Below are 19,653 nucleotides of genomic sequence, written 5' to 3'. Positions count from 1 at the left end.
AGTACATTCCGCAAAAAAAGTCCACCAGGTCTGGACACTTACGTGTTCATCCCTGGTGGACTTTTTTCGCTCCATGTTCTTTCAAGCAGCAAGCCTAGTCACCATTGAACCGCCGTTTTCACTGACTTTCTCTCCCGAAACCATGTAACTCCATTATTTTTTTGAAAGCTGATGCGAAAAGTTACCTGAACAGATATTACTCATAGAAATGCATGGCGTGATAGCTCTTAGCACTATTGCTCTACACAAAGTGAAGAATTCGGTGCCCGGTACGAAAGTGTATAACAGTGAGTCCGGTCTCCAATGGCGCTATTCCGCAAAAGTAAGAATTCGGCTTTCAATGGTGACTAGGCTTGCGGCTTGAAAGAACATCGAATAGAAAAATCCGTGCAGAGCGAACGCGTAAGCGTACGATCTGCACGGATTTTTCGTATGAGATGTACTTTCAACGCCGTGGGCCGTCGCCATGAAAGCCGAATTCTGGACGGCTGCCAATAACCACAGGCGCCATTGGAGACCGGATTCACGTCCGGCCACCGAATTCTGGCCGGGGAGCCAAAGTGTTACGCCTGCTCCTTCAGCTTGTTCTGCGCAACAGTGAGCATCAGCTTGATACGGTTTAGCTGGTTGACTTCGGAAGCACCTGCGTCGTAGTCTACGGCGATGATGTTGGCATCAGGGTTGTGCTTCTTCAGCTCCTTGATGACGCCCTTGCCGACGATGTGGTTAGGCAGACATCCGAAAGGCTGAGTGCAGACGATATTGTTCACACCCTCCTCCATGAGCTCCAACATCTCGCCGGTCAGGAACCAGCCCTCACCTGTCTGATTACCGATGGAAACATATTCTCTGGCCATCTTTGCAAGCTCCTTGATTTCTCCCGGTGGAGTAAATCTCCTGGACTTGGTAAATTCCTTACGGGCCGTCTTTCTAAAGTACTCAAGGAAGTTTATGGCACAGTTGCATAATGCCTTTCCCTTCCATCCGGCACCCAGATTCTCATATTTGAAATTCTGGTTGTAGAAGCAGTAAAGCAGGAAATCCATAAGATCCGGCATTACAGCTTCGGCACCTTCTTTTTCAAGAAGTTCAACTATATGGTTGTTGGCAAGAGGAGAGAACTTAACAAGGATCTCACCTACTATACCGACTTTAGGTTTAACCAAACCTTCCTTCAAAGGAAGATTATCAAAGTCTCTTATGATTCCCTTTACATTTTTTTTGAAAAGGGACATGGAGGTTGTCTTCTTTGAGACAGCCATCTTGCAGACCTTAAGCCACTTCTGGTGTAATGCTTCAGCAGATCCCGGAACCGCCTCATACGGTCTTGTAGCGTAAAGGACTCTCATAAATACATCGCCGTAAACCACTGCCTGCATAGCTCTTGTCAAGAGCGGGAGAGTAAGCTTAAATCCGGGAGTTGACTCCATGCTGTTGGTATTGAGGGAAATAACAGGTATCTGTGACATTCCCGCATGTTCCAGGGCACGGCGTATAAATCCGATGTAATTTGATGCACGGCAGCCTCCTCCGGTCTGGGTCATGATAACGGCAGTCTCATTGGGATCATACTTACCTGAATTGAGGGCTTCCATGATCTGTCCTACAACTATGATCGATGGGTAGCAGGCATCATTGTTAACATATTTTAAACCGGTATCAATGGCTGAACGGTTTGCATTGTTCAGTACTATAAGGTTATAGCCAGCGGCACGGAAGGCAGCTTCAACTATCTCAAAATGTATGGGAGACATCTGAGGACAAAGGATGGTATAGTTCTTTGCCTTCATCTCCTTGGTGAAAAGTTTTCGCTCATAATTAGCCGGACGGATATTACGTACATAGTTCTTTTCATCCCGGACTCTGATGGCAGCGATAAGAGATCTCACTCTAATACGTGCGGCACCGAGGTTATTAACCTCATCAATCTTAAGAACAGTGTAGATCTTATCAGATCCGGTAAGAATGTCTCTGACCTGATCCACAGTCACAGCATCAAGTCCGCATCCGAAGGAATTGAGCTGTATAAGGTCAACGTCTTCTCTGTGTTTTACAAACTCAGCAGCTCTATATAGTCTTGTGTGATACATCCACTGATCTGTAACGATGATGGGACGTTCCACCTCTGCGAGATGAGATACAGAATCTTCCGTAAGTACCGCAAAATCGTAGCTTGTGATAAGTTCAGGAATTCCGTGATGTATCTCAGGGTCCACATGATAAGGTCTTCCCGCAAGAACTATTCCACGGTGACCGGTTTCCTTCATCCAGTGAAGAGTTTCCTCTCCCTTTTTCTGCATATCGGTATGAGCACGTTCCAGTTCAAGCCATGCTTCGTGAGCGGCCGCCCTGACCTCATCCTCAGTAATATTCCATGCTTTAAACTGTTCTTCAATCTTACTATCGGTGAGTTCACCTACAGGGCGGATGGAACGCTCGATTTCGCCGCCATGTATAAATATCCTTACAAGCTGATCCGTACAGATTTTCTCATCAGTAAATGCAAGGAACGGCTTCATAAACATAACCGAATTATCTTCCAGGCCTTCAACATTATTCTTAATGTTTTCTGCATAGGAAGTAACCATAGGGCAGTTGTAATGGTTGCCCGCATCGGGTGTTTCATTACGCTCGTAAGGTATGCATGGATAGAATATGAATTTCTGTCCGTTTCTAATGAGCCATTCGATATGTCCGTGAACGATCTTTGCAGGATAGCACTCGGATTCTGAAGGTATACTTTCTATTCCAAGCTCGTAAATCTTTCTGGTACTTGCAGGAGAGAGTACAGTCCTGAACTTTAATTCTCTGAAGAAGGTAGCCCAGAATGGATAGTTCTCATACATATTGAGAACCCTCGGTATACCTACTTCACCGCGAACCGCGATGTCCTGAGGCAGCGGTTCATAGTCGAACATTCTCTTAAGCTTATACTCAAAGAGGTTTGGAATATCCCTCTTTATCTTGGTTTTTCCTAAGCCCCTTTCACAGCGGTTTCCGGAAATGTAATTACGTCCGGCACCGAACTGATTAACTGTCAGAACGCAGTGGTTATTGCAGCCCTGGCAGCGGGTCATCTTTGTTGTATATTTAAGGTTAATGATTTCACTAAGAGGAAGCATTGTAGTCTGAACACGGCCATAAGCTGTGAGTGGAACTTTTATTTCCTCTGTAGGCTTCATGTTTTTGATCTTTTCATTTGCCATATGGTATCTCTCACGGGCTATGAGAGCAGCACCAAAGGCGCCCATGATTCCGGCTATGTCAGGTCTTACAACATTAGCTCCCAGAAGATTCTCAAAAGCACGGAGCACGGCATCATTGTAGAAGGTTCCGCCCTGGACAACGATATGTTCGCCCAGATCCTTGGCTTCGGTAACCTTTATAACCTTAAAAAGTGCATTCTTGATAACAGAGTATGCAAGACCTGCGGAGATGTCATTAACAGTTGCTCCTTCCTTCTGTGCCTGTTTTACATTTGAATTCATGAAAACAGTGCATCTGGAACCGAGGTCCGTAGGATTGTCGGCATAAAGCGCCGCATGAGCAAAATCTATAACCGAATAGTCAAGGGATTTTGCAAATGTCTCCAGGAAGGAACCGCAGCCACTGGAGCAGGCCTCATTAAGCTGCACGGAATCAACTGTACCATCCTTTATACGGATGCACTTCATATCCTGTCCGCCGATATCCAGTATGCAATCTACCTTAGGGTCAAAGAATGAAGCTGCATAGTAGTGGGAAATGGTCTCAACCTCACCCTCATCCAGCTGGAAAGCAGACTTAAGCAGAGCTTCCCCATATCCTGTGGAACAGCTGTAGGCAATCCGGGCATCTTCCGGAAGAAGATCCCGTATCTCTTTCATTGATTCTATCGCTGTGGCGATAGGCGAACCGTTGTTGTTTCTGTAAAATCTGTAAAGAAGTTCGCCTTCCTCGGATACCAGGGCAAGCTTTGTAGTGGTGGAGCCCGCATCTATACCGAGATAAACATTACCATGGTACTGTGAAAGATCGGCAGTCTTAACCTTTGCTTTATCATGACGGGCACTGAACTCCTTATATTCTTTCTCATTCCCGAAAAGAGGATCCATTCTCTTTATCTCTGCATCCATCTTGATGCCGTTACGAAGCATATTGATAAGCTGGGTGACAGATTCTTCCTTTGCCTCCTCCGGACAGTTAAGGCAGGAGCCGATAGCCGCAAAAAGATGGCTGTTTTCAGGCTCGATTATTTCATCACCCTGCAGATTCAGAGTGCGTATAAAGGCTTTTCTTAATTCGGGCATGAAGTGAAGAGGACCGCCCAAAAATGCAACGTGTCCTCTGATGGGCTTACCCTGGGCAAGACCCGATATAGTCTGATTAACCACCGCCTGGAAAATAGAAGCTGCAAGATCCTCACGGGCTGCACCTTCATTTATAAGCGGCTGAATGTCAGTTTTTGCGAAAACGCCGCATCTTGCAGCGATAGGATATATCATCTGATAGTCTTTTGCGAGAACATTAAGTCCTGCGGCATCAGTATGAAGAAGTGATGCCATCTGGTCAATGAAAGATCCCGTTCCTCCGGCGCAGATACCGTTCATTCGCTGATCGATACCGCCTTTGAAATATATGATCTTGGCGTCTTCTCCACCAAGCTCTATGGCTACATCAGTATCCGGACGATATGCTTTTAATGCTGTCGCAACGGCAACAACCTCCTGACAGAAAGCCGCGTCCATGTGTTTACTCAGGGTAAGACCTCCTGACCCTGTAATCACTGTAGAAAGACTGATCTCCCCCAACTGTTTCTTTGCTTCCTCAAGAATATCCGCAAGTGTTCCCTGAATATCTGCATGGTGACGTCTATAATCGGAAAACAGAAGCTTATCCTCCTGATCCATAATCGCAATCTTAACAGTTGTAGAACCTATATCTATTCCAAGTCTGTTTCTCTGCATATATAAAACCCCATTTATAACATCCCTTGAACCGGTAATTCATTTCCGGCTTGTATCTTAATAAGACTTTCAGAGATAACCCCGTCTCCTTTTTCAGCCAAATCAGATACTTTGTTTTCTACCTATTAGAAGGCACAAACTAAAGACCTATATTAACATTTAGAAAAGAGCCATTCAACTGTGATAATGTAAAACTTTTGTGAATAAATGTCTTTTTTGTCTTGAAAAACACCCAAAGTGTTTATATACTGTATTGAAATTTTTTTGCAATAAAGCGTGTGTTCTTCTTATAAAAATAGTAAACTTGTAAGAGATATAAATGAGGATGCACAGAAAATGCAAGTGTTTCCAAAAAAGAAACAAAATACAATATTAAGGAGAATGAGAATTGACATTTTATCAAAGGCTTGAACGAAAATTCGGGAAATATGCAATCCCCGATCTCATGAAATACATCTGCGTAATCTACGTGGTAGGTTACATTATCATGATGTTTAATCCGTATTATTACGATTACTGGCTGGCTCTTGACCCTGATAAGATACTTCACGGACAAATCTGGCGTATAATAACTTTTCTGTTTTTTCCGCCGTCCTTTCAACCTATATGGATGGTCATAGCTGTATTTGTTTATTACAGTCTCGGTACAACCCTGGAGCGAATGTGGGGAACAGTTAAGTACAACTTCTTTTATTTTTCCGGAGTCCTGCTGCTGGTAGTGGCATCTCTGTTATTTTACATTGTTACAGGCGTATCCATGCGGCTTTATCCCACTTATATGACCTTCAGTATATTCCTGGCATATGCGCTTACTTTTCCGGACAGTGTTTTCTATCTGTATTTTTTCATACCGATAAAAGCGCAGTGGCTTGCCATAGCAGAAGTGGTGCTCTACTTGTACATGTTTATTTCTGCACCTTTTTTAAGCAGCACCCAGGTTGAAATAGCCGTATCCCTTTTGAATGTGGCATTGTTTTTCTTTCTTACCAATCAGAAGCAAAAGAAGAGCAATGTTTTCCATATAAATGATTTTAGATAATATTCCAGGAGGATTTTTAATGAGAAAGACTAAAATTGTATGTACACTTGGACCTAACGAGAATGATTATAATATTCTTAAAAAGCTTGCCGAAAACATGGACGTAGCACGTTTCAACTTCTCACACGGCAGCCATCAGGAGCACCTCGAGAGACTTACTCTCCTTAAGGAAGCCAGAAAAGACAGCGGACGCGAGATAGCAGCTCTCCTTGATACAAAGGGACCTGAAATCCGTACCGGTGAGCTGGAGAATCACCAGAAGGTTACTCTTGAGACAGGAGCACAGATAATCCTTACAACAGAAGAGTGCATCGGAAACAAGGACAAAGTTTATATCAACTATGACGGTCTCAATGAAGACGTTAAAGAGGGTAATGTAATCCTTATTGATGATGGTCTCATCGGTCTTGTTGTAAAGAAGGTTGAAGGAGCTGATATCCTTTGTGAAATCACAAATGGTGGTGAGCTTGGTGAGAAGAAGGGTGTGAATGTCCCGAACGTAAGCATTAAGCTTCCGGGCCTTACAGATAAGGATATCGCTGATATCAAGTTTGGTCTCGAGGTAGGATTCGATTTCGTTGCAGCGTCTTTTGTTCGTAATGCTGAGACTATTCGCCAGATCCGTGAGATCATTGACAATGCCGGTTCAAACATGAAGATCATCGCAAAGATCGAGTCACAGGAAGGTCTCGACAATCTTGATGAAATCATTGATGCCGCTGACGGTATCATGGTTGCCCGTGGTGACCTTGGTGTTGAGATAGAAGCAAAGCGTCTTCCACAGCTTCAGAAGGAAATGATCAAAAAGTGCAACTATGCAGGCAAGCTTGTAATCACTGCAACCCAGATGCTGGATTCCATGATCCGTAATCCGCGTCCTACAAGAGCCGAGGTTACAGACGTTGCCAATGCTGTATATAACGGCACAGACGCAGTTATGCTTTCAGGCGAAACAGCTGCAGGTAAGTATCCTGTGGAAGCTCTTGAGATGATGGCTTCCATCGTTGAGTACACAGAGCAGTTCCTTGACTACAGCGCTTATAAGAACCGTAAGGTTGATAAGAGCACATATGAGAATATCTCAAATGCTGTTTGTGCGGCTTCCGTTACAACTGCTTCAGAGCTTCATGCAAAGGCGCTTATCGTACCTTCACTTACAGGTTCAACCGCAAGACTTATTTCAAAGTATCGTCCTGCAACACCTATATATGCAATGTCTCCAAGCCAGGCAACTGTACGCCAGATGATGCTCCTCTGGGGTGTTACTCCTATTTGGGCAAAGAGATCCGATACAACAGATGAGCTCTTCGAGAACTCCATGGACGAGCTTCGCAGCCGCGGAATCGTTGAGAAGGGCGATATCTGCGTAATCACAGCAGGTATCCTTTCAAGACTTACACGTAATCAGCCGGTTACTCCTACAAACATCATGCGAGTAATGGGAGCATAAACCAAAAATTATTTCATATTTTACGCAATATAGGTTATTATTATTTTTATTGCGGGGACAAGCCTCACAGATAGTATGTTTGTGAGGCTTTTTTTAATAATATACGAGGAGAAACCTTATGAAGACACCATATGCAACACTTGAACAGGTACAGAAGATAGCCGAAACCTATGACACACCTTTTTATCTTTACGACGAAAAGGGCATCCGTGAGAATGCCCGTAAAGTACAGAAGGCCTTCAGTTGGAACAAGGGCTTTAAGGAATACTTTGCGGTAAAGGCATGTCCCAATCCGACTATCCTTAAGATTCTTAAGGAAGAGGGCTGCGGAACCGACTGCAGTTCACTTACAGAGCTTCAGATGTCAGATGCCTGCGGTTTTTCCGGTCATGATATAATGTTTTCTTCCAACGAAACTCCTCTTTCTGAGTATGTTTTCGCCCACAAGCTTGGTGGCATCATAAATCTTGATGACTTCACAAATATCGCAGAACTGGAAGAGACTCTGGGTTCTTTCCCTGAGACCATGTCACTTCGTTACAATCCGGGCGGATACTTCCAGATCGCCAATACCATCATGGACAATCCACAGGACGCCAAGTACGGAATGACCACAGACCAGATCATCGAAGGCTTTAAGATCCTTAAATCAAAGGGTGTAAAGCGTTTCGGAATGCATTCCTTCCTTGCCTCCAATACCGTAACCAATGATTATTATCCTACACTTGCGAAGCAGCTTTTCGAGCTTGCGGTAAAGATCAAAAACGAGACCGGAGTTGAGCTTAACTTCATCAATCTTTCCGGCGGCGTAGGCATCCCTTATAAGCCTGATCAGGAAGGCAATGACATTGAGATCATCGGTGCCGGCGTACATAAGGTTTTTGACGAGGTACTGGTTTCAAACGGCCTGGGAAACATCAGCATCTTTACAGAGATGGGAAGATTCATGACAGGTCCTTACGGAGCCCTTATCACAAAGGTCATCCACTTCAAGCACACCTACAAGGAGTACGCAGGAGTTGATGCCTGTGCGGTTAACCTTATGAGACCTGCCATGTACGGTGCATACCATCACATAACCGTTCTCGGAAAAGAGAATGCACCTGCAGACAAAGTTTACGATGTGGTAGGTTCCCTTTGCGAGAACAATGACAAGTTTGCCATCGACCGCGAACTTCCGGAGCTCGAGAAGGGAGATTACCTCTTTATCCACGATGCCGGTGCACACGGTTTCGCCATGGGCTACAACTACAACGGAAAGCTCTGGTCCGCCGAGCTCCTCCTGAGAGAAGACGGCTCAGTGAAGCTTATCCGCCGTGCACAGACCCCTGCCGACTACTTCGCAACCCTTGATATAGACGACACAATGAAGAAATATCTCTGATAGTAACAGTTCAGCCGGGGCACATGTAGGACCGAGCAGTCGGGTGTCCATTTGAATGCGTTGAGCTGAGTCGAGAAAAATCAAGACAGCCCCCCTTAGAACCACTTGGATCCATTTTTCCTTAGCCCCCTCGCCAAGTCAGATTTTTCATAAAGAAAATATCTGACATTGGCGAGGGCCTAGTGGTTCTTAGGGGGGCTGCCTTAGATTTTTCCGACGAAGCGACTCGCATTCAAATGGATGCCCGACTGCTCGGCCCTGCTTGTGCCCCGGCTGAACTGTTACTTCGTTTTACTCTTGCGGTACTTATGGAATATTGATATAATAATTGACCGTAAATTTATTGATATTGAGGTATGAAAATGGCATTAAAGAAAAAGCCTGTTACAGGCATGAAGGATATCCTTCCCCGTGAGATGGAACTCCGTCAGTATGTTCTCTCAGAGATCAGAAGAACATATAAGGAATTTGGTTTTACAGAGATCGAAACCCCGGTTGTGGAGCATATAGAAAACCTCCTCAGCAAGCAGGGCGGTGACAACGAAAAGCTCATATTTAAGGTAATGAAGCGCGGCGACAAACTTGAGTCAGCCTACCAGAACGGCAGCCTCGACGATCTCAGCGATTCAGGTCTCAGATATGATCTCACACTTCCTTTAAGCCGTTTTTATTCCCAGAATCAGGCACAGCTCCCAAGCCCCTTCAAGGCGCTTCAGATCGGACCTGTATTCAGAGCAGACCGTCCTCAGAAGGGACGTTTCCGCGAGTTTGTACAGTGCGATATCGACATCTTCGGTGATGGTTCCAATGTCTCAGAAATCGAGCTTATCCTTGCGATCTCAACACTTCTTAACCGTATAGGTTTCGGCGAGAAGTACAACTTCAAGATCGTCATCAACGACCGTGAGATCCTTCGAGGCATGCAGGCTTATGCAGGTTTCCCTGAGGAGGATTTCGAGAAGGTATGTATCAGCCTTGATAAGGCAGACAAGATCGGAAATGAGTGTGTTAAGGAAGAGCTTCTTTCACTCGGATATGCAGAGGAAGTCATCGACAAGTATCAGACACTTCTCGGAAGCATCGGTACAGAGGCACAGGACATCCGTTCACTTGGTGAGAAGCTTAAAGAGGTTCTTCCCGAAAGCGTAACAAATAACCTTGCCGAGATAGTAGAAGCTGTTGCTAAGGTGAAGAGTGTTAAGGTTAATGTTGAATTCGATCCTACTCTCGTTCGCGGCATGGGTTACTATACCGGACCTATCTTCGAAATCCGTGCCGAAGGCTTCGGCGGTTCAGTTGGCGGCGGCGGAAGATATGACAAAATGGTAGGAAAGTTCACAGGACAGGATACACCTGCTGTTGGATTCTCCATCGGTTTTGAGCGTATCATCACCATCATGCTGGATGCCGACGAGCATGTTCCGGGAGAAAACAAGAAGACAGCATTCCTACTTGATAAGAACCTTGATGCAGAGAAGACTGCTGAGGCTCTCAATGAAGCTATGGAGCTTCGTGCAAAGGGTGAAACAGTTCTGGTTTCCCGCATGAACAAGAACAAAAAGTTCCAGAAGGAGCAGCTCACACAAGAAGGATATACAGAGTTCAAAGAGTTTTACCAGGATGCACTGAACTAAAAGCGCCGATTAAATCACTTTTTTACTTACTGCTGAAATGTCATCCCGTATATCGATTTATACCGGGTGAATGTTCAATAGCTGATCTCACATTTTGTTTTATGCGAGGTAACAATTTAACAGATAGTACTGTCGTCTAAACCTGGCGGCATTTACATAGATGAGAAGCCTAAACATTGGACAACTCATCATCAATTAATAATATAGAGGTAATACTTATGGCAGAGTCAATGAAAGGTCTGCACAGAACGTGCAGATGTACAGAGCTTGATGAATCATTTATCGGAAAAGAAGTAACCATGATGGGCTGGGTTCAGAAATCCAGAAACAAGGGTGGTCTTATCTTCACAGATCTTCGTGATCGTTCCGGAATCTTACAGATCATTTTTGAGGAAGCAGACTGTGGATCAGAGGTATTTGAGAAGGCAGCAAAGCTTCGTTCAGAGTTCGTAATTGCAGTAACCGGTATCGTTCGTTCCCGTGGCAAGGACGCCAACAAGGACATGAAGACCGGTTCAATCGAAATCTCGGCAAGATCACTTCGTATCCTTTCCGAATCAGAGACTCCGCCATTCCCTATCGAGGACGGAATCGCAACAAACGAGAATGTCCGTCTCAAATACAGATATCTTGATCTCAGAAGACCTGAGCTTGCACAGCGCATCATGACCCGTGCAAAGCTTGCCTTCTACATCCGTAAGTTCATGATGGACAACGGTTTCCTTGAAATCGAGACTCCGACACTTATCAAGTCAACACCTGAGGGAGCAAGAGATTTCCTTGTACCTTCACGTATGCACCACGGTTCTTTCTATGCTCTGCCGCAGTCACCTCAGCTTCTTAAGCAGCTTCTCATGGTATCCGGCTTTGACCGTTACTTCCAGCTTGCAAGATGCTATCGTGACGAGGATCTCCGTGCAGACCGTCAGCCTGAGTTCACACAGGTAGATATGGAGCTTTCCTTCGTAGACGTTGATGACGTTATCGGAGTAAATGAGAGACTCCTTCAGTATATTTTCAAGGAGATCTGCAATGTAGACATTGAGCTTCCTATCCGCCGCATGAAGTGGATAGATGCCATGAACAACTACGGTTCAGACAAGCCTGATATGCGTTTCGAGATGCTCCTTCAGGATGTTACCGAGGCTGTCAAGGATTGCGGTTTCGCCGTATTCGCAAATTGCGCTAAGGACGGCGGCGTCATCAAGGGTCTCAATGTTAAGGGCCAGGCAAAGATGCCTCGTAAGCAGATTGACAAGTACACCGAGTTCGTTAAGGGCTATGGCGCAAAGGGTCTTGCTTACCTTGCCATCAATGAAGACGGTACCTACAAGTCCTCCTTCGCAAAGTTTATGACAGAAGAGGAGCTTAAGGCTCTTGTTGATGCAATGGGCGGTCAGCCGGGCGATATGCTCATGATCGTTTCAGATACAAAGAAGACAACTGTATGGAATTCCCTCGGAGCACTTCGTCTCCAGCTTGGTGCAGACCTCGAGCTCATCGACAGAAACGCATGGAAGTTCCTTTGGGTTACAGAGTTCCCTATGTTCGAGTGGTCAGAGGAGCTTGACAGATTCCAGGCTATGCACCATCCGTTCACAATGCCTATGGATGAGGATCTCCCTCTGGTTGATACAGATCAGGGCGCAGTTCGTGCAAAGGCTTACGATATCGTTCTTAACGGTACAGAGCTTGGTGGTGGTTCAGTTCGTATCCACCAGGCAGACGTGCAGGAGAAGATGCTCGAGAAGCTTGGCTTCACACCTGAAAAGGCTAATGAGCAGTTCGGATTCCTTATGCAGGCCTTCAAGTACGGCGTTCCGCCTCACGCAGGTCTTGCTTACGGTCTTGACCGTCTTGCCATGTGGATGGTTGGATCAGACACTATCCGTGATGTCATCGCCTTCCCGAAGGTTAAGGACGGCTCAGACCCTATGATGGAAGCTCCGGCTCCTGTATTTGATGAGCAGCAGCTTGTTGACCTCGGAATCGCTGTTGTTCCTGATGAGAAGCCTGAAGAATCCGTTGAAGAAAACTGATTTTTCGTTCGAACGGGATTTTTTCTCCCGCTCGGCTATAAGAGTCATGGATAATAAAGAATTGCCCGGTAATCAGCCGGCAGAATATGCTTTGTTTTAACATGAACTGCTTAGAATAGAAGTGAATTTTATATGAACTTTACGGCCGAGACTTGCATCATATGCCAGTCTCGGTTTATTCTATTAATGACTAAACTCGAGAGAGAGGACATACTAGTGACAAAAGAACAATTCCTCCATGATTTAACTGTACAGCTAAATCTCAGCGTATCCGATCAGATCATACGTGAACAGCTGGCTTACTATGACAACTACATCAGCGGCGAAGTAAGCAAGGGAAGATCAGAATCGGAAGTAGTTGCGGAATTAGGCTCCCCAAGACTCCTTGCAAAAACCATCATCGATACTGCAGAGGCAGCGGGAGATCCTGTTGCAAATCAGGATGAAGAAATCAGAGGAACCATAGATACAGAACCTTATTCTGACGCCCTTGAGTTCGAAAGAGACAAATCCTACAGGAACTCTCAGAGTTCATCCTACTCAGAGTCTGAAAACGATGATCCTCAGCAGGGTTACCAGGATGAGAACCGTCGTGAACAGAAGAGCTATTCGGAAGACGGCACCAGAAACGATAATGGACGGCCGCGTTTCGGAGGAGGTTTCTCCGGAAACAATAATGGTAATTACGGACATATATTCAGCACCAGCGGATGGGGTTGTCTTATAGCGTTTATCATCTTCTTATTCATACTTGTATACTTTATAGGCGGTATTGTGTGGTTGCTGTCACCGTTGTTCCCATCTTTGATAGCAGCTTTCTGTGTTGTTTGGCTGATAAACAGATTTTTTCGGTAATCATGGATGACGGATTTGTTATGCTGAGATTAAAATCCACGCATTCAGATCCGTCTTTTTAAATAGAAAAGGAAAAATATGAAAACATTTGAATTAGTAGCTCCCTGCCATTTTGGTCTTGAAGCGGTAACAAAAAAAGAAGTCATAGACCTCGGATATGATATCACTACAGTAACCGACGGACGTGTAGGCTTCATAGGCGATGCCGATGCCATCTGCCGTGCAAACATTTTTATGCGTACACCTGAGAGAATCCTTCTTAAGGTTGGTTCTTTTAAGGCTGAAACCTGGGAAGAGCTGTTCCAGGCAACCAAGAAGCTTCCATGGGAAGAGTACATCCCTGTAGACGGCAGCTTCTGGGTGACGAAAGCAAGCTCCGTTAAGTCAAAACTTTTCTCTACCAGAGACATTCAGTCCATCATGAAAAAAGCTATGGTTGCCAGACTTGGCGAGCACTTCGGCATTTCACAGTTTGAAGAACACGGTGCAAAGTATCCGGTGAGAGTATTTGCCTATAAGGACGAGTTCACAGTTTGCCTGGACACATCAGGAGAGTCACTTCACAAGAGAGGCTATCGTCTGAAACAGGGTCTTGCTCCTATCACTGAGACTCTTGCAGCAGCCCTCCTTATGCAGTCCTGCTGGAACAGAGACCATGCACTGGTTGACCCTATGTGCGGTTCCGGAACCTTCGTTATCGAGGCAGCCATGATGGCCGCAAACATTGCCCCCGGTATGGATAGAGCCTTCATCTCCGAGACCTGGACCAACTTCATCGATAAGAAGCTGTGGTACAATGCTTTCGACGAAGCAAATGAGATGGTTGACAATCAGCTTCTTGAAACCGGCATGACAGCTGAAGGAAAGAAGATTGACATCCAGGGCTATGACATTAACCCTGATGTTATTCCGGTAGCAAGAGAGAATGCGGAACGCGCCGGAGTTGACAAGATCATTCACCTTCAGGTACGCGATCTTGCGGACTTCTCACACAGCGGAAAAGCCGGCTACATCATCACAAACCCGCCTTACGGCGAGCGTATCGAGGACAAGAGAAACCTTCCAATGCTTTACACAGAGCTTAAAGAAGCATACCAGAGCCTCGACAGCTGGGCTATGCATGTCATCACCGCCTGGGAGGATTCCGAGAAGTACCTCGGCAAGGCTGACAAGAACCGTAAGATCTACAACGGTATGATGAAAACATACTTCTACTCATATACGGGCAGGATGACAAACCAGAATAAACCGCATGATTTTGAGAAAAAAGCTTGAAATTACGTGGGTTTTTAGACCCTAAGGTTAACTAAAAGTACTTCAAAAGTATCTATCAGGTACCGGAGAAGTACTATTTTTTTGGCCGGAGATGGAAAGGTGAACAGTTCAAAGTTCAAGGCTGTATTCCATACCAAACCGCACATGATACCAAGGGAACAGGTAGAAAGTCTTACAGGTTTTCAACCTGGTGGAGTTTGTCCTTTTTTTTATAAAAAATAAAATAATTATAAACTATAAAATATATGTTGACACGAAGTCAACACGATGTTATCATCCAATCATTAAATGACACGATGTCAACCGAAAGGAGATAATAATTATGACAAAGACATTACCAAAGATAGCACTCGGCGCATGGGCATGGGGAAATGATGGAACATTTGGAGACAACTGGACTGCTGATTCTCTCAGACCTATATTCGATGCCGCAATGAAGGCAGGACTTAACCTCTGGGATACAGCGTATGTATACGGCATGGGAACCTCTGAGAAGACTTTGGGAAGCTTCCTGAAAGACTTACCAAGAGATTCATACATCGTATCGGATAAGTTCACACCACAGTGTGCAGACTACTCTTCAGCTACACCGGTTGAGGATATGCTTAAGACAGAGTATGAGATGCTCGGAATCGACAGCATGGATATCTACTGGGTACATAATCCTGTGGATGCACCGAAGTGGATCACAGAGGTTGCAAAGTACTTTGAAGGAAAGAACAATGTTCCGGTAATCGGCGTATCAAATCATAACCTTGCTGAGATCAAGGAAGCCGACAGGATCCTTCGTGAGCACGGACTTAAGCTTGGAGCCGTACAGAACCACTACAGCCTTCTTAACAGATCTTCAGAAGACTCAGGAATCGTTGATTACTGTAAGGAAAACGACATTCAGTTCTGGGCATATATGGTACTTGAGCAGGGGGCCCTTTCAGGAAAGTATGATACTAAGAACCCAATGCCGGAGGGTTCAGGAAGAGAACCCTTTACTTGATAAGCTTGAGATAATGAATGCCAAGCTCAAGGAAGTGGCAGACAAGTATAATGTGGCACCTGCACAGATTCCTGTAGCATGGGCAATCGCTAAGGGAGCACTTCCAATCATCGGTGTCACAAAGGTTGATCACGTTGATGATGCAGTCAAGGCCTGCAATATTTCCCTTACTGCCGAAGAGATCACAGAACTTGAAAAGACTGCCGACAGTCTGGGCCTCAACCTTATCCGTATGTGGGAAAAGAAGATGGATTGATTTTTATGCTTTTATTGACTGTGTGTCAACGACATAGTAATATTAGCTTAATTACACACAGGAATTTATAGGAGAACCCATCATGGCAGTAGAACTTAAAGAGACGATAGACAGAAGGAGAGAGGAGATAATGGATGCCTGTGAGAAGCTTTATGAAACCATGGGCTTCCACAGCATTACAATAAAGAACATCAGTACCGAGACAAGCTTTTCCAGACCTTCCATCTATAATTATTTTCAGACCAAGGAAGAGATTTTTTTAGGTCTGCTGACCCGTGAATATACAAAATGGAATGATGCCTTAAGAAGCATCATCAGGAGAAATGCCGATATGGATAAGGAAGCCCTTGCAAGAGCCATTGCCAAATCCATGGAGGAGAGAAAGACACTTCTCAAGATCTCAGCCATGAACCTTTATGAGATAGAGGAGAACAGCAGGGATGAGTTACTTGTGGAGTACAAAAAAGCTTTCAAAGAAACGATAGAGCTTTTTGGTGAATGTCTGAAAAAGCATCTTGCTATAACAGATCAGAAGAATGAACAGATAAGATATGCCTTTTTTCCCTACATGTACGGGATCTATCCTTATTCGTATCCTACAGAGAAACAGATATCAGCAATGGACGAAGTGAAACTTTCACATGTTGATGTAACTATCTATGAAATGACCTATCAGTTCTTAAAGCTGATCTTATAATCAAAGAAAGAAGGAATATAAAATGAAGAAAAATATTGGAGCAACATTAGCATTATACCCGGCACCTGTAATCGTAGTAGGAGCAATGGTAGACGGAAAGCCTAACTGGACCCTTGTTGCACATGCCGGAACAGTGGCTCACAGCCATCTTATGGTATCCATGGTGCAGGCACACTATACAAACAAAGGCATACGTGAAAATAAGCTCTTTTCAGTAAATGTTGTTGATGAGTCATGGCTTAAGGAAGCTGACAGAATGGGCATCGTTTCAGGTAATAAGGAAGATAAGTCAGAGGCATTCAAGTACACAGTTGGCGAGAATGGCGCTCCACTTATTGATGATGCAAAGATTTCAATTGAGTGTGAGATGGATCACAATTATGAGCTTGAGAATTTTGACAATTTTATCGGAAAGATCCTTGCCACATACGCAGATGAGTCAGTGCTGAATGATGCTGGCAAGATTGATTACCATGTATTTAAGCCGGTGCTTTTCGAGTTCCCGACTTATGAGTATTTTGTAACAGGTGATAAGGTGGGCGACTGCGCCAAGATGAATAAGTAATTGTGTATAAGTCTACGGTTTTGCCGCAGGCTTATTATTAAGAGGATTTTGTAATGATAATAACGGTTTTATTGGGAAGTCCTAATAAGAAGGGTTCTACAAGTATTCTGGTTGATGAGTTTAAACGTGGTGCAGAGGAATCATATGGGGCGAGGGTGTTTGGCAGAAAGGCGAAGTAACAGGCACAAAAGCCATGAATAAAGCTTATATAACAGGAAAGAATGTTTAAAAGCAGAGGTAAATGAGATGAGCATTACAGTTAATCTTAGATATAAAGGCGAGAATGGATCTGCAAAAAAGTTTGCAGGTGAAATGATCAGCAGCGGTACAGTCGATGCGATAAGAAATGAAGCAGGGAATCTCCGATATGAATACTATCAGTCACTGGATGATCCTGAGACGATACTTCTTATAGACAGCTGGAAAGATCAGGGATCAATTGATGTACATCATGCATCACCGATGATGAAAACAATCATGGAGCTTCGTGAGAAGTATGATCTACATATGACTGTAGAAAGATATATATCTGATGATGGTATGCCTGAGAAGGATGCTGATTTTATAAGGAAATAGATGGAGGAATGAACTAATGGGCAAAGCATTGGTAACCAGTGGAAAAAGATTAACAGCAAACATGTCTATTGAAGAACTTAAAAGATGGATTGATGAGGTTGTAGATGAATAAAAAGAAAATAATACCTGTAATACTCTCTACCATGCTGCTTATCACAAGTTTAACAGGGTGTGGAGGTAATGATAAAAACATAGTTCCTGAAAGTACAGTGAAAGAAGATTCAGTAATAGAATCCACTATCAGTGAATCCGTAACAGAGTCTGGCAGCGATGAAGCTGTTTCTAAGACACCTGAATCTCCGACTACAGAAACTACTGAAAACATTTCTGAAAAAGATACTGCCAGGACTCTCGTGATCTATTTTTCTGCAACCGGAACAACTAAGGGAGTAGCAGAAAAAATCGCTTCAGTAACAGGCGCTGATCTTTATGAGATAGTTCCTAAAGAAACATATACGGATGCAGACCTTAACTATAATGATTCCGGTACCAGAGCTACCAGGGAGCAGAATGACCCTGATGCAAGACCGGAATTTGAAACCATTGATCTGGACATAGAGAATAACTACTCTACAGTCTTCTTAGGCTACCCTATCTGGTGGGGCCAGGAACCAAGGATAATGGATACATTTGTTGAAAGCTATGACTTTTCCGGTATTACGGTTATCCCTTTCTGCACGTCCGGAAGCAGCGGTATAGGAAACAGCGGTAGAAATCTTTCAGAAAAAGCCGGAAGTGGCAGATGGCTTGATGGGAACAGATTCAGCGGAAGTGTCAGTGAAGATGATCTTAAGAGCTGGATATTAGGGCTTGCTATATAGAAAAGAGTTCGGAGGAAAACAGAAATGCAGGAAAAAATAGTACAGACAGCTGGAAGACAACAGCTTGGAGATTTTGCACCGGAGTTTGCACATTTTAATGATGATGTTCTTTTCGGTGAGAACTGGAATAATCAGGATATTGATGTAAAGACAAGAAGTATTATTACTGTAGTGGCGCTTATGTCACAGGGCATAACTGACAATAGCCTTAAATATCATTTAATGAACGCCAAGAACCACGGTATGTCACAGAAAGAAATGACTGCGATCATTACTCATGTTGCATTTTATGCGGGATGGCCAAAGGCCTGGGCTGTGTTTAATCTTGCCAAGGAAGTATATTCCGAGAAGATTGAAGAACTTACTGAAAAGGATAAATATCAGAATACTATCTTCTTCCCAGTAGGTGCTCCAAATGATGCTTTTGCTCAGTATTTTGACGGTCAGAGCTATCTGGCTCCGGTTTCCTCGGAACAGATTCCAATCTATAACGTCACATTTGAGCCGGGATGCAGAAATCACTGGCACATCCATCATGCAAAGAGCGGCGGAGGACAGATGCTCATATGCGTAGGAGGAAAAGGCTATTATCAGGAATGGGGTAAGGAAGCTGTCCTTATGACTCCCGGAACAGTCATTAATATACCTGCAGAAGTAAAGCACTGGCACGGTGCCGCTCCAGATTCATGGTTCTCACATCTTGCGATCGAAATAGAAGGTGAAAATGCAAGCAATGAATGGTGTGAATCAGTCTCAGAAGAAGATTATCTTAAGGCGGTCAGGAATTAAATATAAGAATAATGGACTCGTAAGAGAACTTATCTTCAGCTCGGAATATCACTATACGGTATTCCGGGCTGTTTTTTATATCCCTATTTTCCAAAAATATCCCTTGGATCCATTCTCTAATGCATCTGTATCATCATAAACAAGGCCACATTTGGAGCAATATATCCTTACAATGGGACCGGAATTTTGGCATACGATATCATCACAGCCGGTCAAACAACATGGACAATTAGCTTTTATTTTCTTTACTCCAGTTTTTTCATCCATTAAAAAACTCCTGATAATCATTGGTACTCATCTAAGAGCTAACCTTTAGTAATCAAGCTATATTTA

18 protein-coding genes are annotated in these 19,653 nt (G+C 44.2%); 16 read left to right on the top strand and 2 right to left on the bottom strand.

Features of this window, described 5'->3' with window-relative positions; all coding sequences use genetic code 11:
• Positions 1-563: 563 nt before the first annotated feature.
• Positions 564-4,946, bottom strand: a complete 4,383-nt coding sequence (locus T357_RS0106080; RefSeq protein WP_031549773.1) for a 2-hydroxyacyl-CoA dehydratase — start codon at positions 4,944-4,946, stop codon at positions 564-566.
• Between the two features lie 388 nt (positions 4,947-5,334).
• Between T357_RS0106080 and T357_RS0106075 the strand changes: the two genes are divergently transcribed.
• The 16 genes from T357_RS0106075 (at position 5,335) to T357_RS0106000 (ending at position 19,320) form a co-directional block, all read left to right on the top strand.
• Positions 5,335-5,985: a rhomboid family intramembrane serine protease gene (locus T357_RS0106075; protein WP_031549771.1), complete on the top strand. Its 651-nt coding sequence runs from the start codon at positions 5,335-5,337 to the stop codon at positions 5,983-5,985.
• Between the two features lie 19 nt (positions 5,986-6,004).
• Positions 6,005-7,435, top strand: coding sequence for a pyruvate kinase (gene pyk, locus T357_RS0106070; RefSeq protein ID WP_031549769.1), 1,431 nt, complete (start codon positions 6,005-6,007; stop codon positions 7,433-7,435).
• 118 nt (positions 7,436-7,553) lie between these two features.
• A complete protein-coding gene (locus T357_RS0106065) occupies positions 7,554-8,819 on the top strand; it encodes a diaminopimelate decarboxylase (protein ID WP_031549767.1) in 1,266 nt (421 codons plus the stop codon).
• A 362-nt stretch (positions 8,820-9,181) separates the two neighbouring features.
• Positions 9,182-10,453, top strand: coding sequence for a histidine--tRNA ligase (gene hisS, locus T357_RS0106060; protein WP_031549765.1), 1,272 nt, complete (start codon positions 9,182-9,184; stop codon positions 10,451-10,453).
• A gap of 218 nt (positions 10,454-10,671) precedes the next feature.
• Positions 10,672-12,492 (top strand): aspartate--tRNA ligase, encoded by a 1,821-nt coding sequence (gene aspS / locus T357_RS0106055; protein ID WP_031549764.1) that lies wholly within the window; start codon positions 10,672-10,674, stop codon positions 12,490-12,492.
• 216 nt (positions 12,493-12,708) lie between these two features.
• Positions 12,709-13,347 carry an HAAS signaling domain-containing protein gene (locus tag T357_RS20085; protein ID WP_049962309.1) on the top strand — a complete coding sequence of 213 codons (639 nt, stop codon included), beginning with the start codon at positions 12,709-12,711 and terminating at the stop codon, positions 13,345-13,347.
• A 78-nt stretch (positions 13,348-13,425) separates the two neighbouring features.
• Complete coding sequence (locus T357_RS0106045; protein WP_031549760.1) at positions 13,426-14,622, top strand: THUMP domain-containing class I SAM-dependent RNA methyltransferase; 1,197 nt, start codon at positions 13,426-13,428, stop codon at positions 14,620-14,622.
• Positions 14,623-14,703: 81 nt separating this feature from the next.
• A complete protein-coding gene (locus tag T357_RS22140) occupies positions 14,704-14,844 on the top strand; it encodes a YbaK/EbsC family protein (RefSeq protein WP_334290918.1) in 141 nt (46 codons plus the stop codon).
• A gap of 100 nt (positions 14,845-14,944) precedes the next feature.
• Positions 14,945-15,616 (top strand): aldo/keto reductase, encoded by a 672-nt coding sequence (locus T357_RS19070; protein WP_330373090.1) that lies wholly within the window; start codon positions 14,945-14,947, stop codon positions 15,614-15,616.
• A complete protein-coding gene (locus T357_RS22040) occupies positions 15,564-15,872 on the top strand; it encodes an aldo/keto reductase (protein WP_330373089.1) in 309 nt (102 codons plus the stop codon). The genes T357_RS19070 and T357_RS22040 overlap by 53 nt, the downstream gene beginning before the upstream one ends.
• 82 nt (positions 15,873-15,954) lie before the next feature.
• The gene (locus tag T357_RS0106030; protein WP_031549759.1) at positions 15,955-16,569 is read left to right on the top strand and encodes a TetR/AcrR family transcriptional regulator; all 615 of its coding nucleotides are present in this window, start codon (positions 15,955-15,957) and stop codon (positions 16,567-16,569) included.
• A gap of 22 nt (positions 16,570-16,591) precedes the next feature.
• Entirely contained in the window at positions 16,592-17,134 is a 543-nt protein-coding gene (locus T357_RS0106025; protein ID WP_031549756.1) for a flavin reductase family protein, read from the top strand.
• 53 nt (positions 17,135-17,187) lie between these two features.
• Positions 17,188-17,313 carry a hypothetical protein gene (locus tag T357_RS21960; RefSeq protein WP_255342802.1) on the top strand — a complete coding sequence of 42 codons (126 nt, stop codon included), beginning with the start codon at positions 17,188-17,190 and terminating at the stop codon, positions 17,311-17,313.
• A 67-nt stretch (positions 17,314-17,380) separates the two neighbouring features.
• Positions 17,381-17,710: a putative quinol monooxygenase gene (locus T357_RS0106015; protein ID WP_031549754.1), complete on the top strand. Its 330-nt coding sequence runs from the start codon at positions 17,381-17,383 to the stop codon at positions 17,708-17,710.
• Between the two features lie 104 nt (positions 17,711-17,814).
• On the top strand, positions 17,815-18,531 hold the full coding sequence (locus tag T357_RS0106005; RefSeq protein ID WP_031549752.1) for a flavodoxin: 717 nt from the start codon (positions 17,815-17,817) through the stop codon (positions 18,529-18,531).
• Positions 18,532-18,555: 24 nt separating this feature from the next.
• Complete coding sequence (locus T357_RS0106000) at positions 18,556-19,320, top strand: carboxymuconolactone decarboxylase family protein (protein WP_031549751.1); 765 nt, start codon at positions 18,556-18,558, stop codon at positions 19,318-19,320.
• A gap of 75 nt (positions 19,321-19,395) precedes the next feature.
• Here the strand turns inward: T357_RS0106000 and T357_RS0105995 are convergent, their stop codons facing one another.
• Positions 19,396-19,587, bottom strand: coding sequence for a hypothetical protein (locus T357_RS0105995; protein ID WP_031549749.1), 192 nt, complete (start codon positions 19,585-19,587; stop codon positions 19,396-19,398).
• Positions 19,588-19,653: the final 66 nt, after the last annotated feature.

The organism is Oribacterium sp. FC2011, assembly GCF_000701645.1.
Lineage (GTDB): Bacteria > Bacillota > Clostridia > Lachnospirales > Lachnospiraceae > Oribacterium.
This window is presented reverse-complemented; position numbering and strand designations above follow the sequence as displayed.

Excerpts from the sequence above, each read along its gene's own strand:
- T357_RS0106080 (WP_031549773.1), bottom strand. The coding sequence starts at position 4,946 with ATGCAGAGAAACAGACTTGGAATAGATATAGGTTCTACAACTGTTAAG.
- pyk (WP_031549769.1), top strand. The coding sequence starts at position 6,005 with ATGAGAAAGACTAAAATTGTATGTACACTTGGACCTAACGAGAATGAT.
- T357_RS0106065 (WP_031549767.1), top strand. The coding sequence starts at position 7,554 with ATGAAGACACCATATGCAACACTTGAACAGGTACAGAAGATAGCCGAA.
- hisS (WP_031549765.1), top strand. The coding sequence starts at position 9,182 with ATGGCATTAAAGAAAAAGCCTGTTACAGGCATGAAGGATATCCTTCCC.
- aspS (WP_031549764.1), top strand. The coding sequence starts at position 10,672 with ATGGCAGAGTCAATGAAAGGTCTGCACAGAACGTGCAGATGTACAGAG.
- T357_RS0106045 (WP_031549760.1), top strand. The coding sequence starts at position 13,426 with ATGAAAACATTTGAATTAGTAGCTCCCTGCCATTTTGGTCTTGAAGCG.
- T357_RS19070 (WP_330373090.1), top strand. The coding sequence starts at position 14,945 with ATGACAAAGACATTACCAAAGATAGCACTCGGCGCATGGGCATGGGGA.
- T357_RS22040 (WP_330373089.1), top strand. The coding sequence starts at position 15,564 with ATGATACTAAGAACCCAATGCCGGAGGGTTCAGGAAGAGAACCCTTTA.
- T357_RS0106030 (WP_031549759.1), top strand. The coding sequence starts at position 15,955 with ATGGCAGTAGAACTTAAAGAGACGATAGACAGAAGGAGAGAGGAGATA.
- T357_RS0106025 (WP_031549756.1), top strand. The coding sequence starts at position 16,592 with ATGAAGAAAAATATTGGAGCAACATTAGCATTATACCCGGCACCTGTA.
- T357_RS21960 (WP_255342802.1), top strand. The coding sequence starts at position 17,188 with ATGATAATAACGGTTTTATTGGGAAGTCCTAATAAGAAGGGTTCTACA.
- T357_RS0106015 (WP_031549754.1), top strand. The coding sequence starts at position 17,381 with ATGAGCATTACAGTTAATCTTAGATATAAAGGCGAGAATGGATCTGCA.
- T357_RS0106005 (WP_031549752.1), top strand. The coding sequence starts at position 17,815 with ATGAATAAAAAGAAAATAATACCTGTAATACTCTCTACCATGCTGCTT.
- T357_RS0106000 (WP_031549751.1), top strand. The coding sequence starts at position 18,556 with ATGCAGGAAAAAATAGTACAGACAGCTGGAAGACAACAGCTTGGAGAT.
- T357_RS0105995 (WP_031549749.1), bottom strand. The coding sequence starts at position 19,587 with ATGGATGAAAAAACTGGAGTAAAGAAAATAAAAGCTAATTGTCCATGT.